The sequence below is a fragment of the Rhizobium vallis genome, assembly GCF_003985155.1.
Classification (GTDB): domain Bacteria; phylum Pseudomonadota; class Alphaproteobacteria; order Rhizobiales; family Rhizobiaceae; genus Rhizobium; species Rhizobium vallis.
Window position 1 is genome coordinate 421,711 of the sequence record NZ_ML133687.1, and the last position, 25,850, is coordinate 447,560.

Here is a 25,850-nt window from a genome sequence, read left to right on the forward strand (position 1 = left end):
CAGCGCGTCCCGGCCTATGCGAGCCGATCGATCAGGTCGCGCAATTCACCGAGGTGATCGATCTTGCGGAAGCGCGGCGCCTCCTTCGGCTCGTCGACATGTTCCAGCACCCAGGTCAGTTCATGCGGCACGAAGACGCCGTAGCTGCCGGCGGCGATTGCCGGCACGATGTCCGATTTCAGCGAATTGCCGACCATCATCGCCCGCTCCGGCCCGTCCCCGACCTTGGCGAAGATGCGGCGGTAGGTGACGGCCGTCTTGTCGGAGACGATCTCGACGGCGTCAAAGAAGTCGCCGAGCCCCGATTGGGCGAGCTTGCGCTCCTGATCGAACAGATCGCCCTTGGTGATCATGACAAGCAGGTATTTGCCGGCAAGCGCCTCCAGCGTGTCGCGCACATGCGGCATGGTCTCGACGGGATGGGAGAGAAGATCGCGGCCGGTATCGAGGATCTTGGCGATCACGCCTGAGGGAACCTTGCCCTCGGTGATCTCGATCGCCGTCTCGATCATCGACAGCGTGAAGCCTTTGATGCCGAAGCCGTAGTGGCGAAGGTTGCGCTTCTCGGCTTCCAGCAGCCGCTCGGAAATCTTCGGCCCCTCGGCGAAATCGGCAAGGAGCCTGGTGAAATGCTCTTCGGTCAATCGGTAATATTGTTCGTTTTGCCAGAGCGTGTCGTCGGCATCGAAGCCGATCGTGGTCAGTGGTCGCGTCGTCATATGCGCACCTCTTGAAATATGGCCGGCAATCTATCGGCTGCCTGTGTCGAGACAAGGGCATCCGGGCGGCGTTGAAAAGCGCTGCCGCCGCACTACATGAAACTCGCCTCACCCTGCAGCCAGCCACGGCTGTGCCTGTCACGCGCAGGCCAATAATCAAAAAATGAAGTTCTTGAGTTCGCAAGCCCCCTTGCGGCACACACAAAGGAATTTTTCGACCATGCGTTACAATCAACTCGGAAATACGGGACTTTTCGTCTCGGAAATCTGCCTGGGCACCATGACCTTCGGCGAAGCCAAGCAAGGCAACCTCTGGGGCGCCATCGCCGATGTCGACCAGAATGCCGCCGACCGGATCGTCGAGCGCTCGCTCGCCGCTGGCGTCAACTTCATCGACACGGCCGATGTTTACTCCGTCGGCGAATCCGAAAGGTTGCTCGGCCAGGCGCTGAAGAACCTCGACGTGCCACGCAAAGACGTCGTCATCGCCACCAAGGTTTATGGCGTCATGGGCGACAAGCCGAACGACCGCGGCGCCTCGCGTGGCCATATCATGGATTCCGTCGAGGCGAGTCTCAAGCGGCTGCAGACCGATCACATCGACCTCTATCAGATCCATGCGACCGATACGGTGACGCCGATCGAGGAAACACTGCGCGCCTTCGACGATCTCGTCTCCCGCGGTCTCGTGCGTTATATCGGCGTTTCCAACTGGCAGGCCTGGCGCATTTCCAAGGCGCTCGGCCTCTCCGAACGCCGCGGGTTCGCCCGGTTCGAGAGTGTGCAGGCCTATTATTCGATCGCCGGCCGTGATCTCGAGCGCGATATCGTGCCGATGATGCAGGAGGAGAAACTCGGCCTGATGGTCTGGTCGCCGCTTGCCGGCGGTCTGCTCTCCGGCAAGTATGGTCCGGGCGCCCCCGGCAATGGCGAGGGCCGCCGCGCCAGTTTCGACTTCCCGCCCGTCGACACGGACAAGGCCTGGGCCTGCGTCGCCGTCATGCGCGAGATCGCCGAAAAGCACGGCGTCGGCGTCGCCACCGTGGCGCTCGCCTATATCCTCGCCAAGCCCTTCGTCACGTCGGTCATCATCGGCGCCAAGCGCGTCGAACAGCTCGACCAGAACCTAGCCGCCGTCAAGCTGAAGCTCGATGAGAACGATATGACGAGGCTCGACGAGGTGAGCGCACTTGCACCCGAATACCCGGGCTGGATGCTGGCGCGGCAGGGTGCGGGCCGCCGCCCGGCCGACTTCGAACCGAAGGATTGAGCAAAACTGTTGCAGAACGCCGGAGATATCCGGCGTTCTCTTTTTTTGAAAGGCCGATTACTTGCCGTGCGCCTTGAGCCAGGCGTTCATCTCGGCGATCTCCGCTTCCTGCGCTTTGATCACGCCTTCGGCGAGCTTGCGGATTTCGGGATCCTTTCCGTATTGAAGCTCGACTTTCGCCATGTCGATCGCGCCCTGATGATGAGGGATCATCCCGCGGACGAAATCCACGTCGGCATCCCCGCTATACTTGATCATCATATCCTTATGCATCTTGTCGTTCGCCTCGCTGAAGGCGTGGCTGGAGGCTTCGTGGTTGCCCATCGGCTTGCTCATGTCCATCGGCTTGTCTTCGGCAAGGACGGGGGTGGCAACGATGGCGAGCATTGCGGATAAAGCGATGATTTTCAGAGACATGAGAGTTCCTTCCTCTGTCTGACAATAGATCTTCCGGGCGGCTGAGCCACCTGATTGGCATGGATCGTCGCGATGTCAGGACAGTCGGGGAGGCGGCGCCTGCGGGGCGGGCCGGTTATCGTCAAGTGCTCGGGCAAGTGCCGGGGCGGGATAGGCGAAGGCAGATTTCCCGCTATCAGCAACCGTAACCGCCGGTGGCAGCAGGAGACAGGCGGCGCAAACCGGCATGTGCGCGGTATCACCGGTCGTGCAGGGGTCTTTCAAAGGATCGGTCTTATCAGCCGCCCGGGGCATATCCATGTCTGCCATCTGATGGTGCACGCCGGCCTCGATGACGACCCGCGTATTCATCGACGCGCATGTCGGACAACCCGCCCATGCGGACATGGCGCTGTAGACCAGCCAGCTGAAAACCATCGTGACGAGAGCGAGCGTGCGCATACCTCCTTATAGGCGAACGCCTTGTACAAGCCAAGCCGACCGGCGGTGACATCCTGGTCACCAGGCGGCAATGACCTTGTGTTCTATCCGGTAATCCTTGCTTTCCTCGCCGAGCGGCGCAACCGGCCATGTCCAGACCGCTTTTGCCGGTGGGGGTGAAACGCCGTGCAGCAGATCGGCCTGCTCATGCGTTTTGCCCTTTCGGTCGATGACGGTATAGGCGATGTCCGTTACCAGGCAGCCGGGGCAGGAAAGCCCGGAAAGCCCGGCCAGATGCGCCGTAATCAGCCTTTTCACCGTATCTTCAGGCATTCGTCCGGCCTCGGCCTCGTATCGCCGTTTCACTCCGCGGCCGATCTGCGAGAGCAGATTGGCCGAAACCACAAAATCGAGATAGGGCACGGAGCGCAGGAAGCCGAGCGGTTCGGGTTCGCCACCGGCCGCAAGATGGTCGTAGCCGGAGAGATCGCGCTCGATCAGCCTGATATTGCGATAGCCCTTGGCCGTAAGCCGGAGGCGCACCGAGGCGAGATGAACGAGATCGACCAGAACGACGGTGTCGAAATCCCTCGCCAGCTCCTTGATCGGCACATCCCGCAACAGGCCGGAACCCAGCACGACGGCCGTCCGTTTCTGCCTGAGGCCGGTGGTTGCCGCGCGGATCGCATCGCGGCTCATCTCCTCATGTTCGGCCCAATCCTTGGCGCAACGCCCGGCCCGCGACCAGAGATTGACGGAATAGCGGATGAACTTTCGATGCGGCTTGCCGGTGAGCGGCAGGGTCGCGGCATAAAGAAGGGCCTCGGTGATCATGAGAATATCCGCATTTCGATCGATGTCCCTTCGTTCAATCGATTCTGGGAGCGGCATCAAGGCCCTTCGCCCTTGCCGCTCCCCGCCCAATCCGCTAGGAAACCGCCCACTGTCACAGCCAGCGGAATTCCCGGAAATGAACGACAAGCAGAAGAAACCGCAAAAGCTCAAGGCCCGCCTGCCGCGCGGCTTCGTCGACCGGACGGCCGCCGATATCCGCGCTGTCAACGAGATGACGGCAAAGATCCGGGAAGTCTATGAGCATTATGGTTTCGATCCTGTGGAAACGCCGCTGTTCGAATATACCGATGCGCTCGGCAAGTTCCTGCCCGACAGCGACCGGCCGAACGAGGGCGTGTTCTCGCTGCAGGACGACGACGAGCAATGGATGTCGCTGCGTTACGACCTGACGGCGCCGCTCGCCCGTCATGTCGCCGAGAATTTCAACGAGATCCAGCTGCCCTACCGCACCTATCGCGCCGGTTACGTCTTCCGCAACGAGAAGCCGGGTCCGGGCCGCTTCCGCCAGTTCATGCAGTTCGATGCCGATACGGTCGGCGCGCCTGGTGTTCAGGCTGACGCTGAAATGTGCATGATGATGGCCGATACGCTCGAAGCCCTCGGCATCAAGCGCGGCGACTACGTCATCCGCGTCAACAACCGCAAGGTTCTGGACGGCGTGCTGGAAGCGATCGGCCTCGGTGGCGACGACAAGGCCGGCCAGCGGCTCAACGTGCTGCGCGCCATCGACAAGCTCGACAAGTTCGGGCCGGAAGGCGTCGCGTTGCTGCTCGGCCCCGGCCGCAAGGATGAATCCGGCGACTTCACCAAGGGCGCCGGTCTTAACCAGGAGCAGATCGACAAGGTGCTGTTCTTCGTCGGCATCAAGGACTATGCCGAAAGCGCCGCGCGCCTGGCCGAGCTCGTTGCTGGGACCTCCAGGGGTGCCGAGGGCGTCGAGGAGCTGAACTTCATCGGCGCGCTCGTCACGAGCGCCGGCTACGCCTCCGACCGCATCAAGATCGACCCCTCGGTCGTGCGCGGCCTCGAATATTACACCGGCCCGGTCTACGAGGCCGAGCTTCTCTTCGACGTCACCAACGAGAAGGGCGAAAAGGTCGTCTTCGGCTCGGTCGGCGGCGGCGGGCGTTATGATGGTCTCGTCTCTCGTTTCATGGGCCAGCCGGTTCCGGCGACGGGCTTTTCGATCGGTGTCTCCCGCCTGATGACGGCGCTGAAGAACCTCGGCAAGCTTGGCGCCAGCGAAGTCATCGAGCCGGTGCTCGTCACCGTCATGGACGGCGATGTCGAGGCGATGGGCCGCTATCAGAAGATGACCCAGGAACTGCGCGCCGCCGGCATCCGCGCCGAAATGTTCCAGGGCAACTGGAAGAAATTCGGCAACCAGCTGAAATATGCCGACCGCCGCGGCTGCCCCGTCGCCATCATCCAGGGCGGCGACGAACGCGCAGGCGGCGTCGTCCAGATCAAGGATCTCATCGAAGGCAAGCGGCTCTCCGGCGAGATTGAGGACAATGCCAGCTGGCGCGAAGCGCGTGTGGCGCAGGACACCGTGCCGGAAACCGACCTTGTCGCCAAGGTGCGGGAAATCCTTGCCGCGCAGGCGGAGGATCGGAAGAGGGCGGCGAATGCGCAGTAAACCCCTCCCCAACCCCTCCCCACAAGGGGGAGGGACTTTATCTGGCGCCGCTGTACCGAACTCAGCCTTCGCTTCACCGAGCGCGCGCTCAATCTGTTTCGGCGATCGCCGCGAGTTAGTCCCTCCCCCTTGTGGGGAGGGGTTGGGGAGGGGATTTTTCCCGGGAGCGATACGATGCCCCTGATCAACCTCCCCGATTTCTCCAACGACCTCCTGGCCGAATTTACCGCCCGAAACGCCGAGCGCATCGACACGCCAGTCATTCAGCCGGCCGAACCCTTCCTCGATATTGCCGGCGAAGATCTGCGCCGGCGCATCTTCATGACGGAAAGCGAAACCGGCGCCAGCCTTTGCCTGCGTCCGGAATTCACCATCCCTGTCTGTCTGCGCCACATCGAGACCGCCACAGGCACGCCGAAACGTTATGCCTATCTGGGCGAAGTTTTCCGCCAGCGCCGCGACGGCGCTAACGAGTTCTATCAGGCCGGCATCGAGGATCTGGGCGACATCAACATCGCGACGGCCGACGCCCGCGCCATCGGCGATGCCACAGGCATTCTCGCCCGCCTGCTACCGGGCCGGCGCCTGTCGGTGACGTTGGGCGATCAGGCGGTGTTCGAGGCTGTTGTTCAGGCGCTTGGCCTGCCGCTCGGCTGGCAGAAGCGTCTGATCCACGCATTCGGCAATATGACGCAGCTGGAGGCGCTGCTTGCGAGCCTCGTCAGCCCGCAATTCGTGACCGGGCTCGACGACGATATTGCACGGCTTATAGCTTCCGGCGACGAACAGGCGCTGGTTGCCCATCTCGAGCAGGAAATGCAGAAGACGGGTTATTCGACGAATGCCAGCCGCTCGCCGCTGGAGATCGCCCGCAGGCTCAAGGAAAAGCTCATCCTCTCCGAAACGCGCCTCGACGACGCGGCCTTCCACGTCCTGGAAGAGTTCCTGTCGCTCGATGTGCCGCTCGTCAATGCATCCGCAGCCCTTGCCGGCTTCGCTGATGCTGCCGGTCTGAAACTCGGCAATGCGCTCTCCCGTTTCGACGGCCGCGTCGCAGCTCTCGCGAATGCCGGCGTCGATCTTTCCGGCCTGAGTTACCGCGCCGCCTTCGGACGGCCGCTCGATTATTATACCGGCCTCGTTTTCGAGGTGACGGTCGAGGGCTCGGCCGCGGTTCTGGCCGGCGGCGGGCGTTTCGACCGGCTACTGACTTTCCTTGGTGCGACGGATCGCATTCCGGCCGTCGGCTTCTCCTTCTGGCTCGACCGCATCGAAACCGAAAGGGCAGCCGCATGACCGTCACGATCGCGCTTCCCTCCAAGGGCCGGATGAAGGACGACGCTTCGGCGATCTTCGAGCGCGCCGGCATGCCGATAACGGCTGTCGGTAACGACCGCTCCTATCGCGGCCGCGTCGAGGGCTGGGACGATGTGGAAGTCGCCTTCCTGTCAGCCTCCGAAATCTCCCGCGAAATCGGCAACGGCACCGTCGATTTCGGCGTCACCGGCGAGGATCTGATGCGGGAGGGTTTTGCTGAGGTGGATAAGCGCGTCGAATTCTGCGCCCGCCTCGGTTTCGGCCATGCCGATGTCGTCGTTGCCGTGCCTGAGATCTGGCTTGATGTTGAGACCATGGCCGATCTTGGCGATGTCGCCGCCGATTTCCGCGCCCGTCACTCCAGGCGTCTCGCCATCGCCACCAAATACTGGCGGCTGACCCAGCAGTTCTTTTCGAGCCAGCACGGCATCCAGCTTTACCGCATCGTCGAAAGCCTGGGCGCCACCGAAGGCGCTCCCGCTTCCGGCTCGGCGGATATCATCGTCGATATCACCTCCACCGGCTCGACGCTGCGCGCCAACCACCTGAAGGTGCTCCAGGACGGCGTCATCCTGCATTCGCAGGCCTGCCTCGTGCGCGCCCGCAAGGAAAGCCATGCGGACGAGCCGACCGTGCAGGCCATCATCGAGGCAGTGCGCGCCGCCCTCTGATCTCCGCCCTAAAGGCATGGAAAAACCCGCCGTCTGATGACGGCGGGTTTTGCATGTTTGGGAGGATATCTGTCTTCGATCAGGCTGCTGCGTAGGCGCCGCGGCGGGCGTCGAGCGAGTAGGCGCCTGCGCCATTGGTGGCGAGCATGATATAGGCGCCGGCGAGCGTGATGTTCTTCAGGAAGTTGACGAAGTTCAGGCCACTGAGCCAGGCGTTGGCGGCAGCCGGGAAATCAGGAACGTTGATCGGCGCGAAGTGGAAGACGAAGCCGGTGAAGACACAGAAAACGGCAAGCAACCAGCCGACGATGCGGACCTGGAAACCGACGAGCACGGCAATGCCGGTTGCGAGTTCGAAGAGACCAGCGAGATAGGTGAGCGCGGTGGAGGCCGGCAGGCCGGCACCGGCGATCATGCCGGCAGTGGAAGCCGGGTCGGTGACCTTGCCGAAGCCGGCGAAGATGAACATGAAGGAAAGAAGGATGCGGGCGATCAGGATGATGACATTGTTGGCGTTCGACATGGACGTTGTCTCCGTTTGAATGGCTCTGGAGATCTTGGTGCCCCGGCACCGGTTGGACCTCTGATGCTTCTATGTCGCCTTTTTCTGGCGTTATGGAAAGATAAACGGAAGGGGACACTTTGTTCAATAATGTGGAACGATGAGGTCGCGGCTGCTGCTTGCCTTTGCCGAGCCTGTTCTCTTATGGTCGGCTGATAACATGGAGAATCCGATGGCAGATCTTTCCGCATTTCCGATCACGAAACGCTGGCCGGCGAAAAACCCCGATATTATCCAGCTCTATTCCCTGCAGACGCCGAACGGCGTGAAGGTTTCGGTCGCCCTCGAAGAACTCGGGCTTGCCTATGAGCCGCACTATGTCTCCTTTGCCGCCAACGAGCAGAAGTCGCCGGAATTCGAATCTCTCAACCCGAATGGCCGCATTCCGGCGATCATCGATCCGAATGGCCCTGTGGGAAAACCGATCGGCCTTTTCGAATCCGGTGCTATCCTGCTCTATCTTGCGGAAAAGACCGGCAAGCTCATCCCTGCCGATGCCGCCGGCCGCTACGAGACCATCCAATGGGTGTTTTTCCAGATGGCCGGCATCGGCCCGATGTTCGGTCAGTTCGGGCATTTCCACAAGTTCGCCGCCGACAAGGTCGCCAACAACTCCTATCCGGTGGAACGCTATCGCGACGAATCCAAACGCCTGCTCGGCGTGCTCGAAGACCGGCTGAAGGGGCGTCAATGGATCATGGGCGATCTCTACACGATCGCCGACATCACCACCTTCACCTGGGTTCGCGGCGCCGATATTTTCTATGGCGGCCGCGAGATTCTCGAATATGCGAAATTCCCTGCCGTTTCGGATTGGCTGGAGCGCTGCATCGCCCGTCCGGCAAGCGCCAGGGGCCTCAACATTCCGGTCAAGCCGGAGTAACGGATCGTCCATCGGAAAATGCGAAAGGCCGCCCTCGCGAGCGGCCTTTATCTTGCGCTACCGATTTTTACTGCCGGCTTATGATCTGGCTTGCATCCTGCAGCTTGAAGCGCGGGAAGATGAAGACGCCGGCCATGCTGCCGCTGTATTTTTCCTCGAGCCCGGTCGACTCCCCCATGCAGAAGAGCGGCTGGCGGAAACCGTTCGGCGTGATGATCGTCGTCGAAAAACAGAAAGAGGAGCAGTGTGTCGCCGCCTGCTCGAACAGCCCCAATACGTGGCTGCGGTCCTTGGCGTCATAGCAGCGTATCAGGCTCAGCAGTCCGCATTCCGCTGCGGAAAGACCGTGTATCATCGAGCTCCATTCGCCAAGATGGATCATGCCGCTCGAAAAATCCCCGCTCCAGGCTTCGGAAAAGGAGAACTGCGCCAACATTTCGTGATTTCGATTGTTGTCGTTGAGCGAGCCGGAGATCGAGGGCGCGGCTGCATTGGTTTTGGCAATCTTAAACAAGGCGTTCCCCAGTTCGGATGCGGCTCCTCCGCCGCATGCTCGGCAAACACAAAGAAACAGGATCACGTAGCTGCAGGCGTTATGCCCGGGCTTGTATCTGGCATTGTCGTCAGCCCTCAAGTCTCCGCAACAGGAGCTTTTGCAAGCCGAACGTTCTCGCGTGGTCTTTCGCACTTCAGCCTCGTCTGACGACGAAAATGACGGCCGGGCGCGCTTCAATTGCAGCGCGGATTTATAAGAGCTTTTGCTCAAACGGCAACGGCTTTTTAAGGGGTATTGAATTTGGCCTTTTTTGCCGAAATCTCTGAATTTTCGGATGCGCCGCGAGGATTGGCATCTGCAAATCTATTTTCAGCGCTTTGAAAACGTTTCCACTCCATGCAGGCGAGCAAATCGTGCCGCGACGCTGCGATCTCCCCCATTGTTTCGCCGACTCTGAAATATGCGGCGAAGCAAGCTTGGCGAAAGTTTCGGTCCGGGAACCGAGGGTCGGCGGCGATTAAACGCAGATGGCGGGATAAAATTGCGCGCAACGGATCGAATCGTTTTGGGCAAAAGAAAAGGGCGACCCGAGGGCCGCCCTTCCTATTCCGGATGCCGGAATGGGTAGTCAGTGAAGGCTTTGGCCTATCACATCATGTCCATACCGCCAGTTCAGCGCGCTTGACGCGCTGAACCATCTTAGATGATGGGCGGTTTCATGAACGATGCTGTGAAAGGCCGTGGCCTATCACATCATGTCCATACCGCCCATGCCGCCCATGCCGCCCGGCATAGCCGGAGCGTCCTTCTTCGGCAGCTCGGCGATCATGGCTTCGGTGGTGATCAGCAGCGATGCGACGGAAGCGGCATCCTGCAGGGCGGTGCGAACGACCTTGACCGGGTCGATGATGCCCATGCCGATCATGTCGCCATATTCGCCGGTCTGGGCGTTGTAACCCCAGTTGTCCTGATCCTTGTCGAGGATCTTGCCGATGACGATCGAAGCTTCGTCGCCAGCGTTTTCAGCGATCTGGCGAGCCGGAGCCTGCAGAGCGCGGCGAACGATGTTGATGCCGGCTTCCTGGTCGTCATTGACACCCTTAGAGGTGATCTTGACGGAAGAACGCAGCAGGGCAACACCGCCGCCCGGTACGATGCCTTCCTGAACGGCAGCGCGCGTCGCGTTGAGAGCGTCGTCGATGCGGTCCTTCTTTTCCTTCACTTCGACTTCCGTCGAACCGCCGACGCGGATGACGGCAACGCCGCCAGCGAGCTTGGCAAGACGTTCCTGCAGCTTCTCGCGGTCGTAATCGGAGGTGGTTTCTTCGATCTGGGCCTTGATCTGGGCAACACGGCCTTCGATGTCGGACTTGGCGCCCGAACCGTCGACGATCGTGGTGTTTTCCTTGGAGATCGAAACCTTCTTCGCACGGCCGAGCATGTCGAGCGTGACGCTCTCGAGCTTGATGCCGAGGTCTTCGGAGATAACAGTACCGCCGGTCAGGATCGCGATGTCTTCGAGCATGGCCTTGCGGCGGTCGCCGAAGCCGGGAGCCTTGACGGCAGCAATCTTGAGGCCGCCGCGCAGCTTGTTGACGACGAGCGTTGCCAGAGCTTCGCCTTCGACGTCTTCAGCGATGATGAGGAGCGGCTTGCCGGTCTGGACGACGGCTTCGAGAACCGGGAGCATCGACTGCAGGTTCGAGAGCTTCTTCTCGTGAAGGAGAATGAAGACGTCTTCGAGATCGGCGATCATCTTTTCCGGGTTGGTCACGAAGTAGGGGCTGAGGTAGCCGCGGTCGAACTGCATGCCTTCGACGACTTCGAGTTCGGTTTCGGCGGTCTTGGCTTCTTCAACCGTGATGACGCCTTCGTTGCCAACCTTCTGCATGGCTTCGGCAATGTCGAGACCGACCTGACGTTCGCCGTTTGCGGAGATCGTGCCGACCTGGGCGACTTCTTCCGAAGTGTTGATCTTCTTGGCCTTGGCCTGGAGATCCTTGACGACTTCGGCAACGGCGAGATCGATGCCGCGCTTCAGGTCCATCGGGTTCATGCCGGCGGCAACAGCCTTGGCGCCTTCGCGAACGATCGCCTGGGCGAGAACCGTAGCGGTCGTGGTGCCGTCACCAGCGATGTCGTTGGTCTTCGAAGCGACTTCGCGGACCATCTGGGCGCCCATGTTTTCGAACTTGTCTTCGAGTTCGATTTCCTTGGCGACCGAAACGCCGTCCTTGGTGATGCGCGGAGCGCCGAAGGACTTGTCGATGATGACGTTACGGCCCTTCGGGCCGAGCGTTACCTTGACTGCATCGGCGAGAATGTCGACGCCGCGCAGCATCTTTTCGCGCGCGGTGCGGCCAAACTTGATTTCTTTAGCTGCCATGTTTGTGACTCCTGAATTCGATTTGTTCGGGCAAAGGCCCGTCAGTCATTTCGGGAAAGCGGGTCGGCTGATCAGCCGATGATGCCCATGATGTCGGCTTCCTTCATGATCAGAAGGTCTTCGCCGTTGATCTTGACTTCGGTGCCGGACCACTTGCCGAACAGGACGCGGTCGCCAGCCTTGACGTCGAGTGCGACGACCTTGCCGGACTCGTCACGAGCGCCGGAGCCGACGGCGACGATTTCGCCTTCCTGGGGCTTTTCCTTGGCGGTATCGGGAATGATGATGCCGCCTTTGGTCTTCTCTTCGGACTCGACGCGACGAACGACGACGCGGTCGTGAAGCGGACGGAAATTGGTGCTTGCCATTGTCTAATCCCTCGATCGAATGACATTCGCGGACCGGAGTGGCCCACATGGATAAATGTTAGCACTCCCTTGTGATGAGTGCTAGCGCCGAGCATTTAGGGATGGCTCCGAAAGGAGTCAATGAGAGCAATCACGAATTTTTGTGCCGGAATTGTGAAGAGGTCGGAGAATTCCCCGAGATTCCAGCCGAAACCTCCGCCGGCCAAGCTTTGCCCATCCGCGCTCGCCGGGACTGCCGTTCAGGCACTTCCCGGCGGCCGGCAGCGAAGAAAATGCCTTGCCATCGCCTTGCGCCTTTGCAATGTCACCGGTGACTGAAGCAAATCGGGAAATCGGAATGGCCAAGCGGATAGAAAACTTCTCGGAAATCACAGATCACTATGATGTGGTGCTCTGCGACGTCTGGGGCGTCGTTCACAACGGCGTCGATCCGTTCCCGAAGGCGGCCGCGGCCCTTGAAGCGGCTCGCAAGAGCGGTCTTGCCGTCGTGCTCATCACCAATTCGCCGCGCCTTTCCTGGCAGGTGGTCGAGCAACTGCGCCAGATCGGCGTTCCCGACAGCGCCTATGACAGGATCGTCACCTCTGGCGACGTCACGCGCGGGCTGATTGCCGAAGGGCCGAAGACGGTCTTTCTGCTCGGCCCCGAGCGCGACAAGGCGCTTCTCGAAGGCATCGGCGTTGAGCGGCGGCCGGCGGGCGAAGCGCAGTCGCTCGTCTGCACCGGCTTTTTCGACGATGAGACCGAGAAGCCGGAGGATTACACCGACATGCTTCTCGATTTCAAAGCGCGCGAGGTGCCGATGATCTGCGCCAATCCCGACCTCGTGGTCGAGCGCGGCCACCGCATCATTCCCTGCGCCGGCGCCATGGCCGCTTATTACGAGCAGCTTGGCGGCAAGACCCGCATTGCCGGCAAGCCGCATCGGCCGATCTACGAGGCGACGCTTGCGGCGGCCCGCGAGCTTCGCGGCGATTTCCCGGTTGAGCGCGTGCTGGCGATCGGCGACGGTATGCCGACGGATGTGCGCGGCGCCTTGAATTATGGGCTGGACCTCCTCTACATCAGCGGTGGTATCCACGCCAAGGAATACACACTCGACGGTGAGACCGACGAGGCGATCCTCAACGCCTATCTCGAACGGGAAAAGGCCGCGCCGAGGTGGTGGATGCCGCGCCTTGCATAAAGAGAAGCCAGCCGATGACCGTTTTCCACCGCAATGAAACCCGGGATCCTTTGCCCGCCCATCTGAAGGGCGGCGTGATCGCCATCGGTAATTTCGACGGCGTGCACCGCGGCCATCAGTCGGTGCTGAACCGCGCGCTGGAGATTTCCAGGGCGCGCGGCATTCCCGCCCTCGTGCTCACCTTCGAGCCGCATCCGCGTACGGTCTTCCGGCCGCAGACGCCGGTCTTCCGCCTGACGCCGGCGCCGCTGAAAGCCCGCATTCTGGAAACGCTGGGTTTCAACGCCGTCATCGAATATCCCTTCGACTACGAATTCTCGCAGCGCTCGGCCGAGGATTTCATCCATTCGATCCTGAAAGACTGGCTCGGCGCTTCCGAAGTCGTCACCGGCGTCGATTTCCATTTCGGCCGCGGCCGCGAGGGCGGTCCGGCCTTTCTCATGGATGCCGGCCGCACCTATGGTTTCGGCGTCACCCTGATTGATGCCTTCCGTGACGAAAATGCCGATGTTGTCTCCTCGAGCCATATTCGCGCGCTGCTGAAGGACGGCAATGTCAGCGAAGTCGCCGGCATGCTGGGTTACCGCTATACTGTCGAGGCCGAAGTGATCGACGGCGAAAAGCTCGGCCGGCAGCTCGGCTTTCCCACGGCCAACATGCGCCTGCCGCCGGAAACCGATCTCGCCGCCGGCATCTACGCCGTCCGATTCCGGCTTCAGGACGGAACGCTCTACGATGCCGTCGCAAGCTACGGCCGCCGCCCGACGGTCACGGAAAACGGTGCGCCGCTGCTCGAAACCTATCTTTTCGACTTCAGCGGCGATCTCTACGGCCAGCTCTGCGCCGTCTCTTTCTTTGGCTATCTCCGCCCGGAGCTGAAATTCGACGGTCTCGCTCCGCTCGTCGCCCAGATCAAGCGCGACGAGGAGGAGGCGAGGGCACTGCTGGCGGGTGTGGTGCCGCTCGGCGAACTCGATCGGAAGCTCTGCTTTTCCTGAGGTCTGCCTCAGCTCGGAATTGTCGGAGCACAAACCAGATTCAGCCGCGCCTCGGGATCGCATGCAGGTAATTTCTTCTCTTCCTTTTCCCGGCAAAAACGCCTATGAACCGGCGCTATGACGAAATTTCGGCTGGCGATTACGATACGAATTATCGGCCCGGCCTTCCGCGCGCGCTAAGCGGCCGGGAGGTCCGGGTTTTCGGCGCTTGCGAGCAAGCGCTTCCGCCGCCACCTATTTTCACGCCCGTTGCGCCCTTCCTGGGCCGCCAGAAACGATTGTCACACATGACCGAAACAGCCGATAAGATCGACTACTCGAAGACCCTCTACCTGCCTGAAACGGATTTCCCGATGCGCGCCGGCCTGCCGCAGAAGGAGCCGGAACTCGTTGCCCGCTGGCAGGAGATGGATCTCTACAAGAAATTGCGCGCCTCCGCCGCCGGCCGGGAAAAGTTCGTCCTGCACGACGGCCCGCCCTACGCCAATGGCAACATCCATATCGGCCACGCGCTGAACAAGATCCTCAAGGACGTCATCAACCGTTCGTTCCAGATGCGCGGCTACGACGCCAATTACGTGCCGGGCTGGGATTGCCACGGCCTGCCGATCGAATGGAAGATCGAGGAAGAAAACTATCGCGCCAAGGGCAGGGCCAAGCCTGACCTGACCGAGCCGTCGGCGATGATCGAATTCCGCCGCGAGTGCCGCGCCTATGCCGAAAAGTGGATCGCTGTCCAGGGCGGTGAATTCCAGCGCCTCGGCATCGTTGGCGATTTCGAAAATCCGTACCTGACGATGAACTTCCACGCGGAAAGCCGTATCGCCGGCGAGCTCCTGAAGATCGCCAGGAGCGGCCAGCTCTATCGCGGCTCCAAGCCGATCATGTGGTCGGTGGTCGAGCGCACTGCGCTGGCGGAAGCCGAAGTCGAGTATCACGACTATGAGTCGGACACGATCTGGGTGAAGTTCCCGGTCGTTGGGGTCGTTGAGTACAAGCATCCGGACGGGCGGATGTACCATGACGTTTCGCTGGAAGAGGCGAAGGCCGTTGACGCGTCGGCCGTCTCTTATCGTGAACAGTCAATGCGGAACCGTGATCTCCTTGGTGCCTCAATTGTCATCTGGACGACCACGCCTTGGACGATCCCAGGCAATCGAGCGATCGCTTATTCGCCCAAGGTAGCCTATGGCCTCTACGAGGTGACCGCAGCGCAGAACGATTTCGGTCCGCGGCCCGGCGAGAAACTAATCCTTGCCGATGCCTTGGCCGCGGATGCATTTGCAAAAGCAAAATTGGAGTTCAGACGTCTGCGTGAGGTCTCGCAGTCCGATTTTGCCGAGATTTCCCGTGTGGAACATCCTTTGAAGGGGTTGGGCGACGGTTACAACTTTACCGTCCCGCTGCTGACCGGCGATCATGTCACTGACGACGCCGGTACCGGTTTCGTCCACACGGCGCCGAGCCACGGCCGTGAAGACTTTGATGTCTGGATGGCGCATGCCAGGGTTCTGGAAGAAGATGGCATCGAGACCAAGATCCCGTTCCCGGTTGACGACGGCGGCTTCTACACATCAGATGCTCCCGGCCTGGAAGGCGCGCGCGTCATCGACGACAACGGCAAGAAGGGCGATGCCAACGACCGCGTCATCAAGGCGCTGATCGAGCGCAACGCGCTCTTTGCCCGCGGTCGCCTGAAGCACCAGTATCCGCATTCCTGGCGCTCCAAGAAGCCTGTCATTTTCCGCAACACGCCGCAGTGGTTCGTCTATATGGACAAGACGCTGCCTGATGGAACGACGCTGCGCGCCCGTGCGCTGAGCGCCATCGATGACACGCGTTTCGTCCCGGCTGCCGGCCAGAACCGTCTGCGTGCCATGATCGAACAGCGCCCGGACTGGGTTCTTTCTCGTCAGCGCGCCTGGGGCGTGCCGATCTGCGTCTTCGTCGATGAGCAGGGCGAAGTTCTGCAGGACGATGCCGTCAATCAGCGCATCCTCGATGCTTTCGATGCCGAGGGTGCTGACGCCTGGTTCGCCGAAGGCGCCAAGGAGCGATTCCTCGGCAACGAGCATGACCCGGCCAAGTGGTCGCAAGTCATGGATATCCTCGACGTCTGGTTCGACTCGGGCTCGACGCACACCTTCACGCTGGAAGACCGCCCAGACCTGAAATGGCCGGCCGATCTCTATCTCGAGGGTTCAGACCAGCATCGCGGCTGGTTCCATTCCTCGCTGTTGGAATCGGCGGCGACGCGTGGCCGTGCGCCTTACGACACCGTTCTCACCCATGGCTTCACCATGGACGAGAAGGGCGAGAAGATGTCGAAGTCGAAGGGCAACGTCACAGCACCGCAGGAAGTCATGAAGGATGCCGGCGCCGACATCCTGCGTCTCTGGGTCATGACGTCTGACTATGCCGATGACCTGCGCGTCGGCAAGACGATCATCCAGACCAATGTCGATGCCTATCGCAAGCTGCGCAACACCATCCGCTGGATGCTGGGCACGCTGGCGCACGACAAGGGCGAGGTCATCGCGCTTGCCGATCTGCCGGAGCTCGAGCAGCTGATGCTGCACCGCCTCTCCGAGCTCGATCAGCTCGTGCGCGAAAACTATGACGCCTTCGACTTCAAGAAGATCGCCCGTGCATTGATCGACTTTGCAAATGTCGAGCTCTCGGCCTTCTACTTCGACGTCCGCAAGGATGCGCTCTATTGCGATGCGCCCTCCAGCCTTCGCCGCCGTTCGGCCCTCTATGTCATCCGCATGATCTTCGATTGCATGGTGACCTGGCTTGCGCCGATGCTGCCCTTCACGACCGAAGAGGCATGGCTCTCGCGCAATCCCTCGGCCGTCTCGGTGCATCTGGAGCAGTTCGCCCCGGTCGCCAGGGAATGGCGCAACGAGGCGCTCGCGGAAAAGTGGAAGAAGATCCGCGCGATCCGCAGCGTCGTGACGGGCGCTCTCGAAATCGAGCGCAAGGACAAGCGTATCGGTTCGTCGCTGGAAGCGGCCCCCGTCGTCCATGTCGCCGATGCGGAATTGCGCAAAGCGCTTGAAGGCCAAGACTTCAGCGAAGTCTGCATCACCTCAGGCATCACGATCGAGGCGAGCGCCGGCCCGGCCGACGCCTTCCGGCTGCCTGAAGTGTCCGAAGTCGCGGTCGTTCCCAAGCTTGCCGAAGGCGTGAAATGCGCCCGTTCCTGGCGCATCACCACCGATGTTGGGTCCGATCCGGAATATCCGGATGTCTCGGCGCGTGACGCTGCGGCACTGCGCGAACTCGGCATCCCAGCCTGAAGATATTTCCCGGGTGAATTGCCTTTTCGCGGTTCATCCGGTAAAAGCTGCCTGAAAATGGCCGGATTTTTGCGTCAGGGGGACGGTTGTCCGGTTGGGCAACGATTGCACCGGTGTCTGGAAGGGTTTTCATGTTCGCAACGCATTGGTTCCGTATGGGCGCCTGCCTGTCTGTTGTCATGGCGGGATGCTCCTTGGTGTCCAGTTGCGCCAGCAGCCCGACCTACGGCACCGGCAAGACCGCCGTGGAGCAGCTGACCGACGATCTCGGCCAGTCCGTGTCGCTGACCGGACCGGACCCGAAGAACAAGGGCGTCAAATATACGCCACGCCCGACGCTGGTGATGCCGGCCCAGGGGCAGAAGGAGACCCTCGTTGCGCCGCAGCCGACGGTCGCCAACAAGGACAATCCGCAGTGGCTTGAATCGCCGGAGGAAACCCGTGCCCGCCTCGTTTCCGAGGCTGACCAGAACTCGGACAATCCGAATTACCGCTCGCCGCTGGCAAGCTCCGCGATCGAAGGCGGCCGGCGCACAACGGAAGCACAGACTCAGGCCTATCGTGAAGCGCGCGCCCTGCAGAAGGGCTCCTATATCGATCAGCGCCGCTCCATCTCCGATCCGCCGACCGGTTACCGCACCGTCGACGATCCGGCAAAGCTCGACGATCTCGGCGAACCCGAGCTCAAGAAGCAGAAGAAGCGCAAGAAGGACGCGGCGATCGCCAACAGCGGCAAACAGTGGTGGAACCTCCTGCAATAGTAGGTTTCCTCGACCCATCGGCGCGAACCGGAGAGCCGGGCGCGCGGCCAAAGATGGCGCTGCCGCGCAGACGCTGAGGTTACGGCGTCTCTCTCTTTTGCGAAAAGAACCTTCTCAACATTTCGGCGGACTGGACCTCGTTGAAGCCTGAATAGACCTCAGGCGCGTGATGACAGGTCGGTTGCGCATAGAATCGCACGCCGTTGTCGACGGCACCGCCTTTCGGATCCTCGGCGCCGTAGTAGAGCCGCCGGATGCGCGCAAACGAGATGGCTGCCGCGCACATGGTGCAAGGCTCCAGCGTCACATAAAGATCGGCGCCGGCAAGCCGCTCCTGCCCGAGCGCTTCGCAAGCGAGCCGGATGGCGACGATTTCGGCGTGCGCGGTGACGTCTTTCAGCTCGCGCGTACGGTTTCCGGAGCGTGAAACGGCAATATCGTCGATGACGACGACGGCGCCGATCGGCACCTCGCCGCGCTCTTCGGCTGCCCGCGCTTCGTGAAGCGCCATCTCCATGAAACGATTTGTCTTCACGATCGCAAGAATTTCCACTTAACCGCAGATGCGTGACCTGATAGACAGGCCCAAAAGGCAGGCAAACAACAAATGACAACCAAAGACAAGCCAAAACGCCCGGGCGCAAAGCCCTTTTCTCGGGATGCCGGCGCTAAAGCCGGTCCCAAGGCTGGCAGCGCGAAGCCGGCAAAGGCTGCCGCCGCGGGCTCGGTCGCGGCCGGGACCGATGGCGAGGCCAAGGCCGAACGCATCTCCAAGGTGATGGCGCGCGCCGGCGTTGCCTCGCGCCGCGACATCGAACGCATGATCATGGAAGGCCGTGTGACGCTGAACGGCAGGGTTCTCGAAACCCCCGTCGTCAATGTCACGCTCACCGACCGGATCGAGGTCGACGGCGTGCCGATCCGCGGCATCGAGCGCACCAGGCTGTGGCTTTATCACAAGCCCGCGGGCCTCGTGACCACCAATGCCGATCCGGAAGGCCGCGCGACCGTTTTCGACAACCTGCCGGAAGAGCTGCCGCGCGTCATGTCGATCGGCCGGCTCGACATCAACACCGAAGGCCTGCTGCTGCTGACCAATGACGGCGGTCTCGCCCGCGCGCTCGAACTGCCGGCGACCGGCTGGCTGCGCCGCTACCGTGTCCGCGCTCATGGCGAGATCGATCAGGACGCGCTCGACAAGCTGAAAGACGGTATCGCCGTCGACGGCGTGCTCTATGGTTCGATCGAGGCGACGCTCGACCGCACTCAAGGATCGAACGTCTGGATCACCATGGGCTTGCGCGAAGGCAAGAACCGCGAAATCAAGAACGTGCTCGGCGCGCTCGGTCTCGACGTCAACCGCCTGATCCGCATTTCCTATGGCCCGTTCCAGCTTGGCGACTTGCCGGAAGGCCATGTCATCGAGGTGCGCGGCCGCACGCTGCGCGACCAGCTCGGCCCGCGCCTCATCGAGGAAGCGAAGGCCAATTTCGACGCGCCGATCTACAATGCGCCGGCCGTCGCCGCTGAAGAAGAGGCAGAGCCGGCAGCCCCTGAAAAGCGCGAGCGTCCGCGCCGCGATGAGGACAAGCGCGAACGGGCGCTGAGCCGTCTCGATACCAAGCGCGACGACCGCCATGGCGGCGGGCGCCGGGATGACGATCGCCGCGACGGCGGCCGCAGGGATGACGACAAGCCGAAGCGTCCCCAGCCGCTCGGTCAGCGCCGCAGCGCCAATGTCTGGATGGCGCCGGGCGCCCGTCCGCTCGGTGAAAAGGCGGCGGCGAAAGCCGCTAAGAATGCGCAGACCGCGCGCAAGCGGGGCGAGCTGGCGCCGGCGAAGAACACGGGTTTCGACCGCATCGAGGATCGCCCGCGCACGCAGGTGAACCGTGTGCGCGAAGAGGATGGCGAATGGATCCGCTCGAGCGAGCCGCCCCGTCGCAAGGATGAGGGCGAAGGCTCAGATCGCAAGCGCTCCTTCGGTGATCGCCCCGCCCGTGAAGACCGCGGTTTTGGCGACCGCCCGGCGCGCGGCGAACGCCGCCCCCGCGAAGGCGGTGACGAACGCCCGCGCACCAGAAGCGCCGCCGGCGAAGGCCGTTCGGAGCGTCCGCGCGGCGACCGGCCTTTCGGTGATCGTCCCTCGCGTGGAGATCGCCCCTTCGGCGACAAGCCGCGTGGTGATCGCAGGCCGCGTGCGGATGGTGACGAGCGTCCCCGCGCATCAAGAGCGTCCACCGGTGAGGCCCGTTCGGAGCGTCCGCGCGGCGATCGGCCTTTCGGTGATCGTCCTTCGCGTGGTGACCGCCCGTTCGGCGACAAGCCGCGCGGGGATCGCCGGCCGCGCGAGGACGGCGACGAACGTCCCCGCGCTGCCAGAACGTCCGCCGGCGAGGGCCGCTCCGAGCGTCCACGCGGTGAAAGATCGTTCGGCGAAAAGCCTTCGGGTGATAAGCCACGCGGCAAGGGCTTTGCGGGCAAGCCCGGCGGGCCCAAGAGTTTTTCCGGCAAGCCCAAGGGCGCCAAACCGGGCGGTGACAGGCCGGGCGGCGACAGGCCTGCGGGCGGGCCGTCCAAAGGTGGTGCTAGAGGAAAGGGAATGACGCGCGGTGCGGATCGTCGGCGGTGAGTTTCGCGGACGGCCTCTCGCCGTGCCAAAATCCAACGACATCCGGCCGACTGCCGACCGGACGCGCGAGAGCCTGTTCAATATTTTGAGCCATGCCTATCCGGATTGCGTCGATGGCACCCGGATCCTCGATCTTTTCGCCGGAACCGGCGCCGTCGGCCTGGAAGCTGTTTCGCGCGGCTGTCGCCATGCGCTCTTCGTCGAAAACAGCGTCGAGGGCAGGGCGTTGCTCTGGGAGAACATCGATGCGCTCGGCCTGCACGGCCGCACGCGCATCCTGCGCCGGGATGCGACCGATCTCGGCAGCGTCGGCAATCTCGAACCTTTTGACGTGCTCTTTGCCGACCCGCCCTATGGCAAGGGGCTCGGCGAGAAGGCGATGGCTGCAGCCGCCGAGGGCGGCTGGCTACGGGTAGGCGCGATCGCGGTGCTCGAGGAGCGTGCCGATGTTGTCGTTTCCGTCCATCCTTCCTATGTTTTCCTCGAAAGCCGCATCTTCGGGGATACGAGGGTGCATTTCTTCCGATATCAGCCGCAATAAGCGCGAGGACGGGGCGTGCAGCAGGCAGAGATCATCAGTCCGAAATTGCCTGCGATCAGCGATCTCCCGACGGTCGCGGTCGCCTTCGGCGGCGGCGGCGCGCGCGGGCTTTCCCATATCCATGTCATCGAGACGCTCGACGAACTCGGCATCCGGCCGGTGGCGATCGCAGGCTCGTCGATCGGCGCGATCATGGGAGCCGGCATGGCGGCCGGCATGTCCGGCGCCGAAATCCGTGAACATGCGCTGGCGACCGTCGGCAACAAGACGGCCGTCGTCGCCCGCATCTGGGGCATGAGGCCGGCAACGGTGCGTGATGCGGTGGCCAAGGGCATCCGCATCGGCCAGTTCAATCTGGAGCGCATCCTCAAGGCCTTCCTGCCGTCCGAGCTTCCGGCCCGCTTCGAGGATCTGCTGGTCCCGATGAAAGTCATCACCACCGATTATTACGGGCAGAACGAAGTCATCATCGAAGAGGGCGAGCTGTTTCCGGCGCTGGCGGCCTCTTCGGCCATCCCCGCGGTTTTCATGCCGGTGCGCCTGCACGGCCGTGTGATGATCGACGGCGGCATCAGCAATCCGGTGCCCTATGAATGCCTGATGGACCTCGCCGATATCGTCGTCGGCATCGACGTCGTCGGTGCGCCCGAAGGCGACGGCACCCATATTCCGAACCGCATGGAAAGCATCTTCGGCTCCGGCCAGCTGATGATGCAGACCGCCATCTCGCTGAAGCTGAAGCTTTGCCAGCCGCAGATCTTCCTGCGCCCAACCGTCGGCCGCACTGGTGTCATGGATTTCCTCAAGGCCCGCGAAGTGCTCGCCATGTCCGTCGGTGTCAAGGACGACCTGAAATTCGCCCTCGACCGCGAAATCGAAGCGCGTATGAAAAATTAGAGCATGTCGCGCAAAAGCGTGCGGCAGTTCAGGTGGCACGTTGTCTTGCGTCGGAGATCGTCGATCTGGTTTGGAACGGCTCCGCGATGCGGTCGAGATCCTGAACCTCGTCGGTGAGCGCGCCGGCGGCTTCGCTGGCCCGCGCCGACGAATTGCGAACCGGCAACCTCATCGAAAGAGGTGCCTAACCCCAGAGCATGATGTCGCCCGAAAAGTCTAAGCGGTTTTCGGATGTCTCTGTTCTACGCGTCCGCCGTTGCATCGACAGTGCCCGCCAGCGGATCGTCCTCGAAAGGATCGGCTGCACGCTTCGGCTTGACCAAGGGTTCGGGGCGGACGGGGTGGGAATACAGCATGTCGCGACCGGCCTGCAGCCCTTCGGAAACCTGCAGCACCAGGCGGGCTTCGTCGCGCTTGCGGATATCCTCACCGATTTCGTAGGCGTCGACCTCGGGAACCCCCAGCGCCTCCAGCGTCCGCCGTCCGAAGAGCAGGCCGGATTCCAGCGTTTCGCGCAGCTCGTAGTCGACGCCCTTGTTGCGCAGTTCGATCGAATGGATGCGGTCGTAGGAGCGGACATAGAGCCTTGTGTGCGGGTAGTCCGCCTGCACCAGTTCCACCACCTTGTCGGTGACTTCCTTCTTTTGCGTGCAGACGAGCACGATCTTCGCACGGTCGATGCCGGCCGAGCGCAGCACATCCTTGCGGGTGCCGTCGCCGAAATAGATGCGGAAGCCGAAGGAGGAGGCCTGGCGGATGCGGTCTGCCGAAAACTCGATGACAGTGACGCTGCGTCCGCCGGCAAGCAGGATCTGGGCGGCGATCTGGCCGAAACGCGAGAAGCCGACCATCAGCACGTCGGCGCCTGCGCCTTCGAAATCCTCATCCAGCTCCTCTCGTTCGTCGCCGCGCAAGAGCCGCTTCGATAGCGCTGAGCCGATCGGCGTCAGCGCCATGGAGAGCGTGACAATCGCGACCAGCAGCGATGCCGTACTCGTCGACATCAGCCCGGCCACGCCCGCCGTCGTGAACAGCACGAAGCCGAATTCGCCCCCTTGCGGCAGCAGGAAGGCGATGCGAATCGCATCGTCATGCGGCGAGCCCGAGATCCGGCAGAGCCCGTAGATGACGATTGCCTTGACGGCCATGACGATCGGCACGGCGACGATGACCAGGAGCGCGTTGTCGACGAGGACATCAAGCTCCAGCGACAGGCCGACGGCGATGAAGAAGATGGCGAGCAGCACGCCGCGGAAGGGCTCGATATCCGCCTCCAACTCGTGCCGATAGGAGGATTCGGCCAGCATCACGCCGGAGAGGAAGGCGCCCATCGCCATCGAAAGCCCGGCAAGCTGCATCAGGCTTGCCGATCCCATGACGACGAAGAGGGCGGCGGCGATCATCGCTTCCCGTGCGCCGGTACGGGCGATGACCTGAAAGAGTGGCGTTAGCAGGTAGCGCCCCATGATGATCATCGCCCCGACCGCGCCGACGGCCAAGGCAAAATCGGTGAGCGGCGCATCGCTGCCCTTGCCGCCGTCGAGGACGGTGATCAGCGCCAGAAGCGGCACGATCGCCAGGTCCTGGAACAAGAGCATCGAGAAGGAGCGCTGCCCGTATTTCGTGTTGACGTCGCCGTCGCCCTCGAGGATCTGCATGGCGAAGGCCGTCGAAGACAGCGCCAGGCCAAATCCGGCGACGATGCTGCCGCGCCAGTCGAGAAGTTGGGAAAACCAGGCAAGCGCGGTCAGCGCCAGTCCCGTCAGCACCACCTGGGCGGTGCCGAGGCCGAAGATGTCGCGCCGCATTTGCCAGAGGCGGCTGGGCTTCAGCTCCAGCCCGATGATGAAGAGCAGGAAGACAACGCCGAGTTCGGCGACGTTGAGGATCTGTTCGCCGTCGGTAATGCCGTGGAAAACCGGGCCGATGACAATGCCGGCCGCGAGATAGCCGAGCACCGTGCCGAGCCCGAGTTTCTTGAAGATCGGAGCGGCGACCACCGCGCCTCCGAGCAGCAGGATCGTTTCGGAAAAAAGGGCGTTGGGCGCTGACATGCTGACATTTTCTTTCGACGGCGGAGAGCATGCAGGCCGCTCCGACAAAGAATCGGCGACGGCGGCCTTGATGCCTGGGAGAGTGCACAATAAATGGAAGCCGAAGGAAAGGCCAAATCATGTCCTCTGAAATCGATTCCTCGACACTTCTTTCCCGCGCAAGCCAATTGATCGATCTGGCGAAGAAAGCAGGGGCCGATGCCGCCGATGCCGTCGTCGTCCGGTCGCGCTCGCAATCAGTCAGCGTGCGCCTCGGCAAGGTCGAGGGAACGGAATCCTCCGAAAGCGACGATTTTTCCCTGCGCGTCTTCATCGGCAAGCGCGTTGCCAGCGTTTCGGCCAATCCGGGCTTCGATCTTCAGGCGCTCGCCGAACGCGCCGTCGCCATGGCGAAAGTCTCGCCGGAAGACCCTTTCGCCTGTCTGGCGGATGAGGCGAACCTTTCGAAATCCTATCCCGATCTCCAATTGCTCGACACGACGGAAGTGTCCTCCGAGATGCTGCGTGAAGCGGCTCTTGCCGCCGAGACGGCGGCCCTTGCAGTCAAGGGTGTCACCAATTCTTCCGGCGCCGGTGCGTCCGCCGGCATGGGCGGCCTGGTTCTTGCCACCTCCCACGGTTTTGCGGGCAGTTACATGGCTTCCCGTTTCGGCCATTCCGTTAGCGTCATCTCGGGCGAAGGCACCGGCATGGAGCGCGACTATGATTTCGACAGCCGTCTTTACTACGCCGAACTCGACGATCCCTCAGAGATCGGCCGTCGCGCCGGCGAACGGGTGGTAAAGCGCATCAATCCGCGCCAGGTGCCGACGGGCAAGGACGTTACCGTCATCTTCGATCCGCGTGTGGCCCGCGGCTTCGTAGGCCATATCGCCGGCGCGATCAATGGCGCGGCCGTCGCCCGGAAGACCAGCTTCCTGCGCGACAAGATGGGCCAGCAAGTGTTGAAATCGGGCCTGTCGATATCAGATGATCCGCTGATCGTGCGCGGCCCCTCCTCGCGGCCCTTCGACGGCGAGGGCGTGTCCGGCGAACGGCTTGTCATGATCGAGGACGGGGTTCTGAAGCATTGGTTCCTCTCGACTTCGACCGGTCGTGAGCTCGGCCTTGAGACCAACGGCCGCGGCGTGCGCGGCGGCACATCAGTCTCGCCGTCCTCCACCAATCTCGCCCTCGAACCCGGCGACATCTCACCGGAAGAGCTGATCCGCAGCGTCGGCAACGGTTTTTATGTCACCGAGTTGATCGGCCACGGCGTCAACATGATCACCGGCGAATACAGCCGCGGCGCGACCGGCTTCTGGATCGAGAACGGCGAACTCACCTTCCCGGTGTCGGAGGTGACGATCGCCTCGAACCTCAAGGAAATGTTCATGCGCCTGACGCTGGCAAACGACATCGACCGCAAGTTCGGCGTAGCAGCCCCGACCTTCGCCATCGAAGGCATGACGCTTGCAGGGCGCTAGAGCACGATTG

General features: G+C 62.2%; 24 protein-coding genes. 13 read left to right on the forward strand and 11 right to left on the reverse strand.

Going from position 1 to position 25,850, the window contains the following annotated elements; genetic code table 11:
• Positions 1-14: 14 nt before the first annotated feature.
• Positions 15-719, reverse strand: coding sequence for an HAD family hydrolase (locus tag EFQ99_RS07160; protein WP_126920192.1), 705 nt, complete (start codon positions 717-719; stop codon positions 15-17).
• 220 nt (positions 720-939) lie between these two features.
• Here EFQ99_RS07160 and EFQ99_RS07165 point away from each other — a divergent pair, with 220 nt between their 5' ends.
• Positions 940-1,989, forward strand: a complete 1,050-nt coding sequence (locus EFQ99_RS07165; protein WP_126920194.1) for an aldo/keto reductase — start codon at positions 940-942, stop codon at positions 1,987-1,989.
• 57 nt (positions 1,990-2,046) lie between these two features.
• Here EFQ99_RS07165 and copM read toward each other — a convergent pair whose 3' ends face one another.
• From copM to EFQ99_RS07180, 3 genes are all read right to left on the reverse strand, one after another.
• On the reverse strand, positions 2,047-2,406 hold the full coding sequence (copM, locus tag EFQ99_RS07170) for a CopM family metallochaperone (protein WP_126920196.1): 360 nt from the start codon (positions 2,404-2,406) through the stop codon (positions 2,047-2,049).
• Between the two features lie 75 nt (positions 2,407-2,481).
• On the reverse strand, positions 2,482-2,847 hold the full coding sequence (locus tag EFQ99_RS07175) for a hypothetical protein (RefSeq protein WP_126920198.1): 366 nt from the start codon (positions 2,845-2,847) through the stop codon (positions 2,482-2,484).
• A 57-nt stretch (positions 2,848-2,904) separates the two neighbouring features.
• Positions 2,905-3,660: a hypothetical protein gene (locus tag EFQ99_RS07180; protein WP_126920200.1), complete on the reverse strand. Its 756-nt coding sequence runs from the start codon at positions 3,658-3,660 to the stop codon at positions 2,905-2,907.
• 136 nt (positions 3,661-3,796) lie between these two features.
• Here EFQ99_RS07180 and hisS point away from each other — a divergent pair, with 136 nt between their 5' ends.
• The 3 genes from hisS to hisG all read left to right on the forward strand — a co-directional run bounded on the left by hisS (position 3,797) and on the right by hisG (position 7,308).
• Positions 3,797-5,320, forward strand: a complete 1,524-nt coding sequence (gene hisS / locus EFQ99_RS07185) for a histidine--tRNA ligase (protein ID WP_126920202.1) — start codon at positions 3,797-3,799, stop codon at positions 5,318-5,320.
• Positions 5,321-5,494: 174 nt separating this feature from the next.
• Positions 5,495-6,616 (forward strand): ATP phosphoribosyltransferase regulatory subunit, encoded by a 1,122-nt coding sequence (locus EFQ99_RS07190; RefSeq protein WP_126920204.1) that lies wholly within the window; start codon positions 5,495-5,497, stop codon positions 6,614-6,616.
• Entirely contained in the window at positions 6,613-7,308 is a 696-nt protein-coding gene (gene hisG, locus EFQ99_RS07195; protein WP_126920206.1) for an ATP phosphoribosyltransferase, read from the forward strand. Before EFQ99_RS07190 ends, hisG begins: the two co-directional genes overlap by 4 nt.
• A 79-nt stretch (positions 7,309-7,387) precedes the next feature.
• Here the strand turns inward: hisG and EFQ99_RS07200 are convergent, their stop codons facing one another.
• Positions 7,388-7,831, reverse strand: coding sequence for a DoxX family protein (locus EFQ99_RS07200; RefSeq protein ID WP_126920208.1), 444 nt, complete (start codon positions 7,829-7,831; stop codon positions 7,388-7,390).
• A gap of 211 nt (positions 7,832-8,042) precedes the next feature.
• Here EFQ99_RS07200 and EFQ99_RS07205 point away from each other — a divergent pair, with 211 nt between their 5' ends.
• Positions 8,043-8,753, forward strand: coding sequence for a glutathione S-transferase family protein (locus EFQ99_RS07205; protein WP_126920210.1), 711 nt, complete (start codon positions 8,043-8,045; stop codon positions 8,751-8,753).
• A 67-nt stretch (positions 8,754-8,820) separates the two neighbouring features.
• Here EFQ99_RS07205 and EFQ99_RS07210 read toward each other — a convergent pair whose 3' ends face one another.
• From EFQ99_RS07210 to groES, 3 genes are all read right to left on the reverse strand, one after another.
• A complete protein-coding gene (locus EFQ99_RS07210; RefSeq protein ID WP_126920212.1) occupies positions 8,821-9,267 on the reverse strand; it encodes a hypothetical protein in 447 nt (148 codons plus the stop codon).
• A gap of 730 nt (positions 9,268-9,997) precedes the next feature.
• Positions 9,998-11,635, reverse strand: a complete 1,638-nt coding sequence (groL, locus tag EFQ99_RS07215) for a chaperonin GroEL (protein WP_125843878.1) — start codon at positions 11,633-11,635, stop codon at positions 9,998-10,000.
• Positions 11,636-11,706: 71 nt separating this feature from the next.
• The gene (gene groES / locus EFQ99_RS07220) at positions 11,707-12,003 is read right to left on the reverse strand and encodes a co-chaperone GroES (RefSeq protein WP_004675403.1); all 297 of its coding nucleotides are present in this window, start codon (positions 12,001-12,003) and stop codon (positions 11,707-11,709) included.
• 337 nt (positions 12,004-12,340) lie between these two features.
• On the opposite strand from groES, the gene EFQ99_RS07225 reads away from it, so the two are divergent.
• The 4 genes from EFQ99_RS07225 to EFQ99_RS07240 all read left to right on the forward strand — a co-directional run bounded on the left by EFQ99_RS07225 (position 12,341) and on the right by EFQ99_RS07240 (position 18,250).
• Positions 12,341-13,189, forward strand: a complete 849-nt coding sequence (locus EFQ99_RS07225; protein ID WP_126920214.1) for a TIGR01459 family HAD-type hydrolase — start codon at positions 12,341-12,343, stop codon at positions 13,187-13,189.
• Between the two features lie 14 nt (positions 13,190-13,203).
• Positions 13,204-14,187, forward strand: coding sequence for a bifunctional riboflavin kinase/FAD synthetase (locus tag EFQ99_RS07230; RefSeq protein WP_126920216.1), 984 nt, complete (start codon positions 13,204-13,206; stop codon positions 14,185-14,187).
• 287 nt (positions 14,188-14,474) lie between these two features.
• The gene (ileS, locus tag EFQ99_RS07235) at positions 14,475-17,489 is read left to right on the forward strand and encodes an isoleucine--tRNA ligase (protein ID WP_126920218.1); all 3,015 of its coding nucleotides are present in this window, start codon (positions 14,475-14,477) and stop codon (positions 17,487-17,489) included.
• Between the two features lie 131 nt (positions 17,490-17,620).
• A complete protein-coding gene (locus EFQ99_RS07240) occupies positions 17,621-18,250 on the forward strand; it encodes a hypothetical protein (protein ID WP_126920220.1) in 630 nt (209 codons plus the stop codon).
• Between the two features lie 79 nt (positions 18,251-18,329).
• On the opposite strand, the gene EFQ99_RS07245 is transcribed toward EFQ99_RS07240, so the two are convergent.
• Positions 18,330-18,767, reverse strand: coding sequence for a nucleoside deaminase (locus tag EFQ99_RS07245; protein ID WP_126920857.1), 438 nt, complete (start codon positions 18,765-18,767; stop codon positions 18,330-18,332).
• A gap of 90 nt (positions 18,768-18,857) precedes the next feature.
• Here EFQ99_RS07245 and EFQ99_RS07250 point away from each other — a divergent pair, with 90 nt between their 5' ends.
• Genes EFQ99_RS07250 through EFQ99_RS07260 form a run of 3 tightly spaced genes read left to right on the forward strand, consistent with a single transcriptional unit; the run spans position 18,858 to position 22,320 of the window.
• Positions 18,858-20,882 carry a pseudouridine synthase gene (locus EFQ99_RS07250; protein ID WP_126920222.1) on the forward strand — a complete coding sequence of 675 codons (2,025 nt, stop codon included), beginning with the start codon at positions 18,858-18,860 and terminating at the stop codon, positions 20,880-20,882.
• Positions 20,863-21,423, forward strand: coding sequence for a 16S rRNA (guanine(966)-N(2))-methyltransferase RsmD (rsmD, locus tag EFQ99_RS07255; RefSeq protein ID WP_126920224.1), 561 nt, complete (start codon positions 20,863-20,865; stop codon positions 21,421-21,423). The genes EFQ99_RS07250 and rsmD overlap by 20 nt, the downstream gene beginning before the upstream one ends.
• A gap of 15 nt (positions 21,424-21,438) precedes the next feature.
• On the forward strand, positions 21,439-22,320 hold the full coding sequence (locus EFQ99_RS07260) for a patatin-like phospholipase family protein (RefSeq protein WP_126920226.1): 882 nt from the start codon (positions 21,439-21,441) through the stop codon (positions 22,318-22,320).
• 28 nt (positions 22,321-22,348) lie between these two features.
• Here the strand turns inward: EFQ99_RS07260 and EFQ99_RS34930 are convergent, their stop codons facing one another.
• Positions 22,349-22,492 carry a hypothetical protein gene (locus tag EFQ99_RS34930; RefSeq protein ID WP_164736344.1) on the reverse strand — a complete coding sequence of 48 codons (144 nt, stop codon included), beginning with the start codon at positions 22,490-22,492 and terminating at the stop codon, positions 22,349-22,351.
• Between the two features lie 70 nt (positions 22,493-22,562).
• Positions 22,563-24,374, reverse strand: coding sequence for a monovalent cation:proton antiporter-2 (CPA2) family protein (locus EFQ99_RS07265; RefSeq protein ID WP_126920228.1), 1,812 nt, complete (start codon positions 24,372-24,374; stop codon positions 22,563-22,565).
• 119 nt (positions 24,375-24,493) lie between these two features.
• Between EFQ99_RS07265 and EFQ99_RS07270 the strand changes: the two genes are divergently transcribed.
• On the forward strand, positions 24,494-25,840 hold the full coding sequence (locus EFQ99_RS07270) for a TldD/PmbA family protein (protein ID WP_126920230.1): 1,347 nt from the start codon (positions 24,494-24,496) through the stop codon (positions 25,838-25,840).
• The last annotated feature ends 10 nt before the right edge of the window (positions 25,841-25,850 follow it).

Excerpts from the sequence above, each read along its gene's own strand:
- EFQ99_RS07160 (WP_126920192.1), bottom strand. The coding sequence starts at position 719 with ATGACGACGCGACCACTGACCACGATCGGCTTCGATGCCGACGACACG.
- EFQ99_RS07165 (WP_126920194.1), top strand. The coding sequence starts at position 940 with ATGCGTTACAATCAACTCGGAAATACGGGACTTTTCGTCTCGGAAATC.
- copM (WP_126920196.1), bottom strand. The coding sequence starts at position 2,406 with ATGTCTCTGAAAATCATCGCTTTATCCGCAATGCTCGCCATCGTTGCC.
- EFQ99_RS07175 (WP_126920198.1), bottom strand. The coding sequence starts at position 2,847 with ATGCGCACGCTCGCTCTCGTCACGATGGTTTTCAGCTGGCTGGTCTAC.
- EFQ99_RS07180 (WP_126920200.1), bottom strand. The coding sequence starts at position 3,660 with ATGATCACCGAGGCCCTTCTTTATGCCGCGACCCTGCCGCTCACCGGC.
- hisS (WP_126920202.1), top strand. The coding sequence starts at position 3,797 with ATGAACGACAAGCAGAAGAAACCGCAAAAGCTCAAGGCCCGCCTGCCG.
- EFQ99_RS07190 (WP_126920204.1), top strand. The coding sequence starts at position 5,495 with ATGCCCCTGATCAACCTCCCCGATTTCTCCAACGACCTCCTGGCCGAA.
- hisG (WP_126920206.1), top strand. The coding sequence starts at position 6,613 with ATGACCGTCACGATCGCGCTTCCCTCCAAGGGCCGGATGAAGGACGAC.
- EFQ99_RS07200 (WP_126920208.1), bottom strand. The coding sequence starts at position 7,831 with ATGTCGAACGCCAACAATGTCATCATCCTGATCGCCCGCATCCTTCTT.
- EFQ99_RS07205 (WP_126920210.1), top strand. The coding sequence starts at position 8,043 with ATGGCAGATCTTTCCGCATTTCCGATCACGAAACGCTGGCCGGCGAAA.
- groL (WP_125843878.1), bottom strand. The coding sequence starts at position 11,635 with ATGGCAGCTAAAGAAATCAAGTTTGGCCGCACCGCGCGCGAAAAGATG.
- groES (WP_004675403.1), bottom strand. The coding sequence starts at position 12,003 with ATGGCAAGCACCAATTTCCGTCCGCTTCACGACCGCGTCGTCGTTCGT.
- EFQ99_RS07225 (WP_126920214.1), top strand. The coding sequence starts at position 12,341 with ATGGCCAAGCGGATAGAAAACTTCTCGGAAATCACAGATCACTATGAT.
- EFQ99_RS07230 (WP_126920216.1), top strand. The coding sequence starts at position 13,204 with ATGACCGTTTTCCACCGCAATGAAACCCGGGATCCTTTGCCCGCCCAT.
- ileS (WP_126920218.1), top strand. The coding sequence starts at position 14,475 with ATGACCGAAACAGCCGATAAGATCGACTACTCGAAGACCCTCTACCTG.
- EFQ99_RS07240 (WP_126920220.1), top strand. The coding sequence starts at position 17,621 with ATGTTCGCAACGCATTGGTTCCGTATGGGCGCCTGCCTGTCTGTTGTC.
- EFQ99_RS07245 (WP_126920857.1), bottom strand. The coding sequence starts at position 18,767 with ATGGAGATGGCGCTTCACGAAGCGCGGGCAGCCGAAGAGCGCGGCGAG.
- EFQ99_RS07250 (WP_126920222.1), top strand. The coding sequence starts at position 18,858 with ATGACAACCAAAGACAAGCCAAAACGCCCGGGCGCAAAGCCCTTTTCT.
- EFQ99_RS34930 (WP_164736344.1), bottom strand. The coding sequence starts at position 22,492 with ATGAGGTTGCCGGTTCGCAATTCGTCGGCGCGGGCCAGCGAAGCCGCC.
- EFQ99_RS07265 (WP_126920228.1), bottom strand. The coding sequence starts at position 24,374 with ATGTCAGCGCCCAACGCCCTTTTTTCCGAAACGATCCTGCTGCTCGGA.
- EFQ99_RS07270 (WP_126920230.1), top strand. The coding sequence starts at position 24,494 with ATGTCCTCTGAAATCGATTCCTCGACACTTCTTTCCCGCGCAAGCCAA.